An 11613-nucleotide genomic window follows, 5' to 3' on the forward strand; every position below is an offset into this window, starting at 1 on the left:
ATATAGTATTCATTTGTATCTATATCAAATTTTTCATTGCTTTTTGCTTATTTTAGACTTAGTTTGTTTGTGATTGCAGCTTATCAATTTTCCAGTATGTTTGTAGAGGGTCTAAAGAGCTTTCAATATAAAACATATATTCATCTACGGTATGTGGTACTTCAAAAGCTATTTTCAATTCTACCGTTTCATTTGGTTTAACTTGTATATCAGAAGGGTTTTGATCAAGCACCTTTCCTTTATAGATTTTTCCGTCTTTTTCATCTTTTAAGTTATATTTTAATTCTGATAGTCCAATCGTTTGACCTCGTACATTTTTTACAGAGACATTAACAATGACGGAATCGTTGCTAGCATTTAAATATGCACTTTGAACAGCGGCCAAGTAATAGCCTCCCTTAACACTCTCGCCAACTAATAAAATACCTTGTTCCAAGCGGCTCATTTCTTCTTTTTCTTCAAAATTTATTAATTCTTCATTTTCATTTTTTGCGGTTGGTTCTTCTATTGGACCATTTTCAACGGCACTATCTGTTTTATCTTGTGTGCAAGCAGCCGTAACACTGACTAATACTAGAATGAAAGTAAGTAATATAGATAATTTTCTCATAAAATTTATCTGTCTCCTTAAGTTTCTCAATTTTGTGCAGCTATACATATAAGATTAACATAATGTCTCATTATTGGCTCAAAATAGGGGGTCTTTTAGACAACTTATTCTTTTTACTTTTAATATACATTCGATTGGTTCTCGCGATATTTGTTAATCTTTTAAAACATTGGCTTAGTAATACCGAGGGTTATTATAGATATATTAATCATGTAATTTGTCCCTATCAAAATGAACGTCTTTTGCATCTAATATATTGTAAATATATTTTATTTTGAAAGGATGTGATTATATGGCTCATAAATCTACTGGAGTGTTTCGAGTTCCAGTTTCTGAAAATGGGATTATTCCAACTGCTCTCAACATTATGTTAAACAATGATTCACGCTGCCATACTAGTAATGTAACGGTAACTGTTAAGAGAAGTCGAAACACTTTTTTCCCAACTCAAAATGAATTAGTTGAAATCTCTCGTACTTTTGTTTCTTTAGAACCAAACAGAACAACTAAGATTGTGTTATTTACTCCAGAATTCCAAATAGAAGATTTTCTTGATGTCATCATTAGTGGAAATAAAGAGGATGTTAAGGATGTTCTTGTATATTCTTTCTTAGCAGATTCAGTAGGTCATAATCTGCCATCTACTGTTTTCAGAAATGCAGAATACACTTTTGCTTGCTGACACAGTGATGATGTATTCTTTACTGTCGTATATCTGAATTGAAATGTTGCAAACAGCACTTCAAGGCATATAATCTATCGTTGAAAGATCATTCGGCAGAGGAGCGGTAGTTGGTGAAAGAAGTTTAGGATATCCAGATGCAGGGGCACATACGCTTGGGGTTATCTTTACAGAAATTTTAGGTAGTTTGAAATAGAAATTAGAAGATCCCTTCTACCTTAAGGTGGAGGGGGTTTTCTTAATATTGTTTTTTGATATATATTGCTAAATATGTTCCCATAATTCATTCTATTGTATTGAGAATAATGTCATCTACATCAAAAAACGGTTTATAAAAGGAACTAGTATTTGAAGAAGTTCCACCTCAAACATACTCCTATGCATATAAGTATGTTTGAGGTGGATTTATTAAAGAATTTTATATATAGCATGAATGAAAATGGGATAAATAAAACAATGTTTCTTAGTATGTTTTTAAGAATTAATTGAGCAGGTCCTTTTGAAAATAAAAAAAGAAACCCTAAGGTGCCTTCCTCTGAATTGAAACAATAATATGGTTCTAGGTTTAAAAACTATTGGGATTTTTCCTGTGAACTTTATAAGTAGTTTTTAAGAAATTATGAGTGGTTATTTTTGTTTTCAAAATATTCTTCTTTAATTATTTGTAATTTTTTTTCGTTTTTTGTTAATTCAAATATAAATAATGATTTTTGCATGTTATTAGCAACATCTTCTTCATTATATTGTTTAAGCTTTAATAAATTTGAACCTTTTCCATAATATAGTTCACCCAATAAGTAAAAAGTATTTAGATTAATAGCTAATTGGATACCCTTATCAATGTATTTTATTGCTTCTTCGTATTGATATGTGTAACTTAAATTTTTTGCTAAATTATAAATGATTTTCAATTTAATTTCTTTATCTCTAGGAAAATCTAATTTGTTAAAATTATTTAAACATCTTTTAAGGATAGTAATACTTTTTTTGTATTCTTTATTTTCTGCATGAAGTATAGCCATTGTATGTAGAATATCTATTTCTCTCTCTGATAAAAAATCAATATTGGTTACAGTTAGTTTTAGTGCATTATTTAAAAGAGTTAAAGCCACTTTTGTTGAGTTATTCACACAATATATAGCAATTGCTTCATGCCATAGTAGAAATTGTTTATCTTCTTTTGTTTGAAAATTATTTGTGTATTTTTCTCTTGTTACTATTTCATAAAGCTCTTTATATTGATGTTGCCTTATGCAATCCCTCATTACATATTTTACATTTTCTGTATATTTTAATTTCTTGTTTTGAGTTAGTGCAAATATATTATTTGGATCAACACCAAGTCTTTCAGATAATTGATATAATAATATGCTAGATGGATAAATCACACCTTTTTCGATCTTACTAATCTGACTTTGTGAACATATTCCGTGACATAAGTCGGATTGTGATATATTTTTTTTAATTCTAAGTTCTTTAATGGTAATACCCAAATCGTTAAATTCCATTTTCCCCACCTACTATTTAACACTTTATTAGTATGATATTCTCTAACCTTAATGTAATGTAAAATTAATATAGTTGCAATTATTGTTTTAAAGGGCTTATCGTTTCTATAAGATGGTGAGATTTTTTTATGTACAAAAAAAGACACCAAAAGTTCCTTTCGCCGATTTGAACCACATTCATTTAATATAAACCTATCTGTATTTTCACATGCTTTTCTAATCCCTCTATTATCCATTTGATAAAATAAAATCCTAATATTACCAATAATCAAATAAATATTTCTACATATTCAAGATATTTACATAAATTACAAAAGTGATACATTTAAGTTGTAAGCTATATAAACTATTAAAGGGGGATTTATTATGTTCAAGAAATTAGTAGTAGGGGCAGTAGCAACAGGTATTGCATTAACAGGGGGAATTGGTGCAGCTTCAGCTGATACGCAAAAAACTGTGAGCTCTCCGAAGCAAGCAACATGCTCAATTCCTTATGAGTATTCTAATGGTAAATTCAAAAGAACTCTTTATTACTCAAATGGAGTATATGCTAATAGTTTTAATGAAAATGTTTGTGGCGGGACGATTACGTGGTACTTAAAACATGTTCAAAATGGAGTTGCTTTTTACGAAGGTAATTTAAAATAGTGGATTTTTTGAACCTCATTTATTGAGGTTCTTTTATTTTTAGTTTTTAAACTGATTCTTTATAAAAAAGACACCCTAAGGTGCTTTTTGCGATTTGATCCATTGTAATATGGTATTAAATTCCAGTCTGATTATTATTTTACCAAGTTAAGTAGTTTCGGTTATTGAGAAAAAATACAACTCATTGTTTGAATGCAAAAAAGCCCTAGGGGGACTAGGACTTTTTGCTAGAATGAATAAGATTTAAAAAAAGGACTTATATAACGTAACATATGAATGTTTCGTAAATGTATCAAAAAAGTGAACAAAAGCGTTAATTTTAATAAAAAAAGCTCCGCGATAAAAGCTGCGGAGCTTCATAAGGTCGAGTTATGTCGTACTCACAAGGGATTTTAACATGAATGTTGTGGTAAAAATACTGGTAAATTTATCCCATAAAACTCCCGCTGATTAGAGTTTCACTTCATTCGAAGGAATTTATGTTTTATAAATTAGATTATAATAGTTGATATTCTCCATATTGACCAGAAAAGAACTAAAAATTCTAGTGAAATTCCAAGTGTTCGTTTCCTAGTTTTTTGAAATTCTTTTATTAAATAGCCAACAGCACTAATTGCTATAAGAATGAAAAGAATAAGTTCGAGTGTAACTGGCATTTTATCTACCCCTAATACATTAATTTGTTATATAGAGATTATAAGATATTTTTACAGCTAGTAGTGAAAAATTTAATAAAACTATCTCTAATGGAGTTTTGTTTGAACTTCTAAAAGTATTTGTGAAAACCATTGTACGTAAAGTTTCTGCGTATGTTTTTAGGAAACAAATTTTAGAAAAAGATAACAAAAAACCCGCTCCTCGTCGCCGTTGTAAGCAAAAGGGTGGGTTTTGTAAAAAATAAATGAGCCCTAATGGATATAATGTACAAAAGAAAAGAGGCTTTCTTATGAAAGGATAGACTTTCATGTGTCATCACTATTAATAATGATGTGTTATTTTTACATAGAAACGAATAAGGAACAGAACAAGTTATAGTTTAAAGGGGTAAAATGGTGGGATTGTATTGAGAATTTTTTTAAAACAATAATATTCAGAAAATTAAAATTTTCGCTGGAAGATTTTTGTTATTATGTTAGTAATCTATAGACAAAGGAGAAGGGGCTATATGAGTGTACATGTAATAAAAAAGGAAGAAATCAATTTACTTTTATATGAGTGGTATAGAGAAATTCGTTCACAGAATTTCTCTAAGGCAAAGGAATTAAAACAAAGTATTGATACAAAAGTTAATAGTATGGAAGAAGATCGAAAGAATACAGAGTTTTATTCACTTGTAGATTTTAGATTTAAAATGTTAAGTGCAGAGTTTTATCCTCATCAATCTGACATATCTAAGAATGATCTAAGAAAAATGAAGTTAGATGAAGCTCCATCAGATGAATCTTTATTATATTATTACCATTTCTTTAAGGCTTCTCATGCTACAGTAAACGGTGATTTTAAAGTGGCTGAAAAGCATTATGGAATAGCAGAATCTTTTTTGGGAAATATTCAGGATCCAATTGAAAAAGCAGAATTTAACTTTAAGCTATCAAGCTATTATTATCACGTTTGCCAGCCTATTTTAGTAATTCAATATGCAACTAGAGCAAGGAATACATTTGAAGGGCTGTACGGGTATAGCAGGAAGGTGGCAGCATGTGACAATGTTCTGGGTTTAGCATGTGTAAAGCTAAATGAATTTGAACAAGCAGAAGTTTATTTCATGTCGTCTCTGGATATTTTGAAAAAGGATTAATAATTTGTAATGAACTGGAACAAAAAGAATATGAACATCATTTTACAATTCTAAAAGAAATGAATGAGAATGTTTCTGCTGAAGAATTAGAGTTAGCCATTTCTAAAGGAATTTCTTTCTTTAATGAAGTAGGTTTATGGCAATATGTCCAGGAATATGCTGAAAAATTAGCGGTTAAATATCATGAAGAAGGAAATTCAATAAAATCTAGTGAATACTTCTATTTAGGATATAAAGAAAAAGAAAAAGGTTTTCAGAAAGGGGCTTTAAAATGAAAAGGATCATCAGCAGTTCAATTGGATTAATAATTACGGTCATACTATTAAATGGAGTAAATGTTTCAACGGACCAATCAAAGGTCAATACAACAAGTGTTATACAATATACGCATGGAGAGCCGTGGGGCTGAAGAAATATTGAAGTATAAAGAGTTGTTAGATCGAAGGATGATTACCGAAGAAGAGTTCTAAGTGAAGAAAAAGTAACTAATAAGTATATAGATGAAACGCTCAAATGAGCGTTTTTTTATTTATATATTCGCAAGTAAAATAACATAATATCACTATGAATCCTTATAACAATATGAATTTTTGCATATTTTAAAATTCAATATATCCCTTAAAAACTTTTAATTGTATAATATATTTTGTCATATTTTTAGATTTTTCGACATAAACCAACAAAAATAGAGAACGTATTGGGAGAAGACATTATGTATACAAAACTATTAAAATCAATTACATCATTATCACTTATTGGTGGTGCGTTGTTATATACAAATGGTAGCGATGTAAAAGCTGCTGAAGTGGGTGTTTTTTCTGATGTGCCGACATCACATTGGTCATATCCTGCGATTAAAGATTTAGCGAGTAAGAATATTATTTCCGGTTATGGGAATGGGATATTTGGTTTTGGAGATGTTGCGACAAGGGAGCAAGTTGCGGCTTTAATTTATCGAGTGTTAGTACCGAATAAACAAGGGGGTTCGTTTAGTAATGATGGAACTCGTTACGTATTAAAGGATGGGTCTACGTTTAAAAATCCTTACGGTGATATTAATCAAAGTTCTACAATGTTTCCAGAAGAGGTATTAACTTTAACGAATTTAGGAGTTTTTAAAGGTGATGAAAATGGCCAATTTAGACCGAAAGCTTCTGTGAGTCGTGCGGAAATGGCACAAATTCTTACAAATGCTTTCCATCTTGCGGCAAAACAAAAACATACCTTTAAGGATGTTCCAAATCCATTTTGGGCAGAAAACGCAATTAGTGCGGTGCAGTCAAATGGAATCGCAGATGGCACAGGGAACGGGAATTTTGAACCGTATGGCACAGTAACACGTGAACAGTATGCGCAGTTTTTATATAAAACTTTGAAGTATAAAAATGCTGATGTGAAAGACACAGGAGATGCGGCATTATTAACAGCTTTTAAAGAAGAAGTAAAAAAGCGTATTAATACATACGAGACAAATATTACACTTCCATATAAAACGAAAAACAATAATACAAACGAAGTGATGAATACACTTTTTAACGCATATAAAGAAGTTGCAAGTAAAAATGAGTATACAAATAATAATAGATCGAATGTTTCATATGGACTTTCTGGATCACCTGGAAATTATACATTTACGCTTAAGATTACATATCGTGAAACGAAAGAACAGACGGAATATGTCATGAAACAAGCGAAAGCAATCGTTTCTTCTATTACTCAAGTTGGAATGGATGATCACGAAAAAGTGAAGGCGATTCATGATTACGTAGTAAAACATGTTTCTTATGATACGTCTTATAAAGCTTACACAGCATATGAAGCACTAGTAAATCGTTCTGCGGTTTGCCAAGGTTACGCACTATTAACGTATCAATTATTAAAAGAAGCAGGAATTGAAAATCATTTCGTGACAGGAACTGGGGACGGACAACCTCATGCTTGGAATTTAGTGAAAATCGAAAATAAATGGTATCACCTTGATACAACATTCGATGATCCGGTTCCAGATGAACAGGGCCGCGTAACGTATTCGTATTTCAATTTATCAGATGAACAAATCGCAAGAAATCATGAGTGGAACCGCGGAGACTATCCGCAAGCTACAACAAATTATTATAGTACACTGACAAACAAAATTGCGGCAGGTAGTACGAAAACGCCTGCATATCAGCAAATATTAAAAGATACAAAGTTAAACTATTTAGGAACTGAATATATCGCAAACAACTATACCGAATTAAAAAATAAAATGCAGCAGCGCTATAGTGCGAAACCAGAGAAAATTGAAGTGCTGTACAAGCAATCAATGAATGGTGCACTGCAAGATGTGAAAAAGGCAATTGGCGAAATCGATTATCCGCAAGGGGCAAATCGAGTTTCTTATAAAGCGGAGCCTTACAATGCGAAAGAAGGGTATTCTTTAGTGACGATTACGTTTACGTATTAAGAATGAGAAAAAGCATCTGTTTCAGATGCTTTTTTTTATTATATTAATTCGACAAAATATGACAGATGAAAGCGAATTGGTCTGTTATGATAATTTTTGAAATTTTACATTTTGGAGGATTAATCATGGATAAAAAGAAGATTTTTGCTGCGTTAATAGGAATTGTAGCCTTATTTATAATTATTAATGTAGTTGTTACGAAAGAGAAAACGACATCAACCAGTGAAAAAATGTACTCTGAGAAAGAATATAATAAATTAGTAGATGAACATTTTGAAGAAACGCAAAAGTTGAAAAGTGATATGAGTGTGTTAGAAACTGAAAAAAAATCTCTTGATGAGCAAGTGAAGAAGTTAAAAGATGAGTTAGCGAAAAAAGAGCAACAAGTAGTACAGCAGCCGGTTCAGCAAGAACAACCAAAGCAAGAGCCACAACAACCAGCGCAGCAGCCGGAAAAGAAAGAAGAGCCAAAACCGGAACAACCTACTGGAGCATTCGAAAACCCTATGAAAAGCATAAACAAAACAGAGGCAATGAATAAAGTAAAAGAAAAAGCGAAGCAAGATTTCCAAGATGATTATATGACACAAAACTTTGTTGCGGAGGAACAATCAAAAGCATTTGATTTCTTAAACAGTATTGAAATTAAATCACAAGAAGAATTAAATGTAATGAAGAATGCATTGAAAGATTTTTCTAACGACTTTATGACCGCGAAGTTTGTTTATGAAGAGCAAATGAAGGCGAAGAATAAGCAAGGATAAAACAAAAACGCTATCTTTTAAAAAGGTAGCGTTTTTGTTTTGGGTTATAAAGTTATTCCTACATTTGACATATACAGTCTAACTGTATAAAATAAAACTATTCAGTTGAACTATATAGTTTAGCTATATACTTATCGTTACATTGGAGGTCTTTATGAATAGAGATAAAAATTTACCATTAACGGAAACAACGTATTACGTTCTTTTAGCTTTATTAGAACCAGCCCATGGTTATTTAATTATGCAAAAGGTAGAGGAACTGAGTAATCATCAAGTGAAAATCGCAGCGGGTACACTGTATGGCGCGGTTGAAAATTTATTAAAACAAGGATTAATAGAATCGGTAAAAAGCGAAGATAAACGAAGAAAAGTGTATGTCATTACGGAACGCGGGAAAGAAGTATTGCATTTAGACTTTATGAGAATGCAGCACATTATTACAGTTACAAAAAGTTTGTTACACGTATAATTAGGGGGAAACGATGATGTGGAGATTGAAATTCTTTTTAGACTTTGAGAAAGAGGAAAAATGGTTAGAAGAGATGGCTTGGAAAGGCTATCAACTAGAAAGCAATACATTTGGTTATACATTTAGATATACAGAACCGGAAGATGCGACGATTAAAATAGACCATAGAGTATTTAGTAGAAAAAGTGATTTTATTAATTACTGCACATTATTTGAAGATAGTGGCTGGGAGCATATAGCTGGTAATCGGTGGTCAGGTACGCAATATTTTAAAAAGGTAGATGAAGAAAGTGAAGATGACATTTTTTCAGATCCAATGTCACGGGCAGGGAAGTATAAGCGTCTATCTAAAACATTTTTAGAATTAGCGATATGCTCTATACCAATATTAATCCTATTTATGTTTAATAACACGATTAACTTAGGAGCACTTGTAAATCCGAAAGAACTATATTTTACGCCAGGACTATGGGATAAACAAGGCGTAGCATTTTTATGGTCATTTTTATTTGAAACGCCATTCGCATTAATGAGAGGGATTGCATGCTTGTTTATCCCTGTTGCGATTAGTATGTATTTAGTTTTCTCATATAAAGCGAATCTGTTGTATGAAGAGAGAAGATAATAGGAGAAATCCCCTTAAAGTAGATGCTTTGAGGGGGGGGATTTGTAAATGACTCTTTTTAAAATAGATATGAGCTTAGAGAAGGACAATGGTGTATTGGAGGTCACCATATCAAAAAAAGAAAATTGTACGTTTAGACGCATTTTAAATACAAAATAACCGATTCCTTATACGTTAAGAAACCGGTTATTTATTTCCCTACTTCTTTAGAGAGCTTTTTCTTATAATGGTCTTAAATCATAAATAAAAGATAGAGTAAAAACTATATAAGAAATAAATGTCACGAAAACAAGAAAACATATAAACTGAGAATTAGATACATATTGTTCTATTCTTTTTTTCATGTTAATTCGTATTATTTTTCAAATGTGAAGTATCAATTGGAATTTCAGCTTTCCAAGATCCAATTACTTTTCCAATTCTAGTTATATTTACATCTAAAGTAAGGGGCTGTTTAAAATCGTCTTTTCCTCCAGGAACTATAACAAATGTAGCGACACCTTCGGGTTTATCATTATCACGAATGCCCACTTCATTTAATTTTTTACCTGCTGCCATAAGTTCAAAAGGAAGACGATCATCTGAATCATGGATAAATGATAGTCTCCCATCATGCTTAATCTCAGGGTTTTCTTCTTGTTGCCCATTAATTTTACCATCACTTTCGAGATCTAATCCTGATGTATCAAATTCAAATGGTACTAAATTTCCGTCAGCTTTTTCCATTCTATAATGAATTGATATACGTGAATCTGCGATAAATAATTCTTTGAGATGTACAGTAATACCTTGATCTGTAATTTTTTCATCAATAGGAATATATTTACCATTCTTCATCATATCTTGTATGACACCATTTTCATCTCCTATTCCTTCATTTACAACTTTATCATTTGTAATTGCATCAGAAAAATATGAAGCAACATTTGTAGCCGCTACTTGTACTTGTGGAATCATTGCTGTTGTGAAAAGTGCTGCTGCAGCTACTGCTGTATAAATAAAACGTTTTGATTTTTTACTCATGTTTGTAAAAAGTCCCTTCTTTTGTTGTTTTTTGTGATTTATATTAGAAACATTGTCTAACTTGGAACGACTTTCAAATGTTTTCCATGCTTGTTCTATATCAATTTTGATTTCTTGTGGTGAATTTGCAGATTCTTCATCTAGCATTACGTTTTCCCATTGATTTAATTTACTAATTTCTATTAATAAATCTTGGCATGCTTCACATGTATCTAGGTGCTTTGTGAATTCCTTTCTTATATCATGAGAAAGTTCTCCATCAATATATGTTTGAATAAACCCGATATCATAACATTTCATTTGTTATGCCTCCTCCATTTGTTTATAAATCTTGCGAAATTTCATTTTGGCTCGGACCAATAATGTTCCAATAGAAGATATTTCAATTTGAAGTACTTCTGCAATTTCTTTATATTGAAAACCTGAGAATTTCATTAGTAAAAGGGTTCGTTCTCGATCATTCATTTTATTTAATATCGTTTGGACTTTTGTAATTTCTTCTTTTCTTATCCAATCATCGTCTAATGATGAAACATTTTGTACTTCATGGTATTGTATTTCTTTATCAATCTTCGCTTGCTGCCTTTTTTCAGATCGAAAATGGTTATAGGCTACATAAGTAGAAGATTTAATCAACCATCCAGGTATGTTTTCAATTCCTTTCCAATCGCTACGATATAATTGTAAAAATACTTCTTGTGCTAACTCTTCAGCGATAGATTGATCTTTAACGATCCAGATGATTTGTTTCACAGCGTAAGCATAGTACTGCTTAAATAAATCTTCAAAGGTCATATTAGAAGCATGACTTTCTTCATTTTCTATGGTTAACATGTTCGTTTAAACCTCACTTTCAATTTGATACCTGTACTATAGAGAAACCAGAAAAACAGATTTTGTGACAGTTTTTCTGGATATTTTTTTATATTTTTTATTATGTACTAAAAAAAGCATTCATCTGATTAAAAAGATAAATGAAAACATAAAAACTATAACTCTTACAGTAGTTGTTTATTAATGTACAAGAAAACAGTTAGTTT

The 11613-nt window shown here is 31.1% G+C and carries 14 protein-coding genes; 10 read left to right on the forward strand and 4 right to left on the reverse strand.

The annotated features are described in order from the left end of the window. Positions 1-58: 58 nt before the first annotated feature. Complete coding sequence (locus tag MRP26_RS09485) at positions 59-610, reverse strand: DUF4352 domain-containing protein (RefSeq protein WP_001228903.1); 552 nt, start codon at positions 608-610, stop codon at positions 59-61. A 292-nt stretch (positions 611-902) separates the two neighbouring features. Here MRP26_RS09485 and MRP26_RS09490 point away from each other — a divergent pair, with 292 nt between their 5' ends. Continuing rightward, on the forward strand, positions 903-1292 hold the full coding sequence (locus MRP26_RS09490) for a hypothetical protein (RefSeq protein ID WP_000940659.1): 390 nt from the start codon (positions 903-905) through the stop codon (positions 1290-1292). Positions 1293-1368: 76 nt separating this feature from the next. Further along, positions 1369-1488: a DAK2 domain-containing protein gene (locus MRP26_RS09495; RefSeq protein WP_071713771.1), complete on the forward strand. Its 120-nt coding sequence runs from the start codon at positions 1369-1371 to the stop codon at positions 1486-1488. Between the two features lie 421 nt (positions 1489-1909). Here MRP26_RS09495 and MRP26_RS09500 read toward each other — a convergent pair whose 3' ends face one another. Continuing rightward, positions 1910-2800 carry a helix-turn-helix domain-containing protein gene (locus MRP26_RS09500; RefSeq protein WP_053565112.1) on the reverse strand — a complete coding sequence of 297 codons (891 nt, stop codon included), beginning with the start codon at positions 2798-2800 and terminating at the stop codon, positions 1910-1912. 366 nt (positions 2801-3166) lie between these two features. Between MRP26_RS09500 and MRP26_RS09505 the strand changes: the two genes are divergently transcribed. From MRP26_RS09505 to MRP26_RS09540, 8 genes are all read left to right on the forward strand, one after another. Beyond that, on the forward strand, positions 3167-3448 hold the full coding sequence (locus MRP26_RS09505) for an LCI fold-containing protein (protein WP_053565111.1): 282 nt from the start codon (positions 3167-3169) through the stop codon (positions 3446-3448). A gap of 1165 nt (positions 3449-4613) precedes the next feature. Continuing rightward, positions 4614-5246, forward strand: a complete 633-nt coding sequence (locus tag MRP26_RS09510; protein WP_241754014.1) for a response regulator aspartate phosphatase — start codon at positions 4614-4616, stop codon at positions 5244-5246. Between the two features lie 59 nt (positions 5247-5305). Next, positions 5306-5521, forward strand: a complete 216-nt coding sequence (locus MRP26_RS09515; protein ID WP_231690745.1) for a hypothetical protein — start codon at positions 5306-5308, stop codon at positions 5519-5521. Further along, positions 5518-5655, forward strand: coding sequence for a Phr family secreted Rap phosphatase inhibitor (locus tag MRP26_RS09520; protein WP_071731857.1), 138 nt, complete (start codon positions 5518-5520; stop codon positions 5653-5655). The genes MRP26_RS09515 and MRP26_RS09520 overlap by 4 nt, the downstream gene beginning before the upstream one ends. Before the next feature lie 303 nt (positions 5656-5958). Continuing rightward, the gene (locus MRP26_RS09525; RefSeq protein ID WP_075717251.1) at positions 5959-7692 is read left to right on the forward strand and encodes an S-layer homology domain-containing protein; all 1734 of its coding nucleotides are present in this window, start codon (positions 5959-5961) and stop codon (positions 7690-7692) included. 125 nt (positions 7693-7817) lie between these two features. Continuing rightward, a complete protein-coding gene (locus MRP26_RS09530; RefSeq protein WP_141544826.1) occupies positions 7818-8456 on the forward strand; it encodes a hypothetical protein in 639 nt (212 codons plus the stop codon). 154 nt (positions 8457-8610) lie between these two features. After that, on the forward strand, positions 8611-8925 hold the full coding sequence (locus MRP26_RS09535; protein ID WP_001078069.1) for a PadR family transcriptional regulator: 315 nt from the start codon (positions 8611-8613) through the stop codon (positions 8923-8925). Between the two features lie 13 nt (positions 8926-8938). Beyond that, positions 8939-9550, forward strand: a complete 612-nt coding sequence (locus MRP26_RS09540) for a DUF2812 domain-containing protein (RefSeq protein ID WP_023521327.1) — start codon at positions 8939-8941, stop codon at positions 9548-9550. 345 nt (positions 9551-9895) lie between these two features. Here MRP26_RS09540 and MRP26_RS09545 read toward each other — a convergent pair whose 3' ends face one another. Both MRP26_RS09545 and MRP26_RS09550 read right to left on the reverse strand, forming a co-directional pair. Next, entirely contained in the window at positions 9896-10873 is a 978-nt protein-coding gene (locus tag MRP26_RS09545) for a DUF4179 domain-containing protein (RefSeq protein ID WP_075720545.1), read from the reverse strand. 3 nt (positions 10874-10876) lie between these two features. Then, positions 10877-11407: an RNA polymerase sigma factor SigX gene (locus MRP26_RS09550; protein ID WP_053565106.1), complete on the reverse strand. Its 531-nt coding sequence runs from the start codon at positions 11405-11407 to the stop codon at positions 10877-10879. Positions 11408-11613 lie beyond the last annotated feature (206 nt).

The sequence above is a fragment of the Bacillus sp. CCB-MMP212 genome, assembly GCF_022748145.1.
Taxonomy (GTDB): domain Bacteria; phylum Bacillota; class Bacilli; order Bacillales; family Bacillaceae_G; genus Bacillus_A; species Bacillus_A cereus.

Coding starts and splice junctions, on each gene's coding strand:
- MRP26_RS09505 (WP_053565111.1), top strand. CDS start 3,167: ATGTTCAAGAAATTAGTAGTAGGGGCAGTAGCAACAGGTATTGCATTA.
- MRP26_RS09500 (WP_053565112.1), bottom strand. CDS start 2,800: ATGGAATTTAACGATTTGGGTATTACCATTAAAGAACTTAGAATTAAA.
- MRP26_RS09525 (WP_075717251.1), top strand. CDS start 5,959: ATGTATACAAAACTATTAAAATCAATTACATCATTATCACTTATTGGT.
- MRP26_RS09540 (WP_023521327.1), top strand. CDS start 8,939: ATGATGTGGAGATTGAAATTCTTTTTAGACTTTGAGAAAGAGGAAAAA.
- MRP26_RS09490 (WP_000940659.1), top strand. CDS start 903: ATGGCTCATAAATCTACTGGAGTGTTTCGAGTTCCAGTTTCTGAAAAT.
- MRP26_RS09485 (WP_001228903.1), bottom strand. CDS start 610: ATGAGAAAATTATCTATATTACTTACTTTCATTCTAGTATTAGTCAGT.
- MRP26_RS09550 (WP_053565106.1), bottom strand. CDS start 11,407: ATGTTAACCATAGAAAATGAAGAAAGTCATGCTTCTAATATGACCTTT.
- MRP26_RS09515 (WP_231690745.1), top strand. CDS start 5,306: ATGAATGAGAATGTTTCTGCTGAAGAATTAGAGTTAGCCATTTCTAAA.
- MRP26_RS09510 (WP_241754014.1), top strand. CDS start 4,614: ATGAGTGTACATGTAATAAAAAAGGAAGAAATCAATTTACTTTTATAT.
- MRP26_RS09530 (WP_141544826.1), top strand. CDS start 7,818: ATGGATAAAAAGAAGATTTTTGCTGCGTTAATAGGAATTGTAGCCTTA.
- MRP26_RS09520 (WP_071731857.1), top strand. CDS start 5,518: ATGAAAAGGATCATCAGCAGTTCAATTGGATTAATAATTACGGTCATA.
- MRP26_RS09535 (WP_001078069.1), top strand. CDS start 8,611: ATGAATAGAGATAAAAATTTACCATTAACGGAAACAACGTATTACGTT.
- MRP26_RS09545 (WP_075720545.1), bottom strand. CDS start 10,873: ATGAAATGTTATGATATCGGGTTTATTCAAACATATATTGATGGAGAA.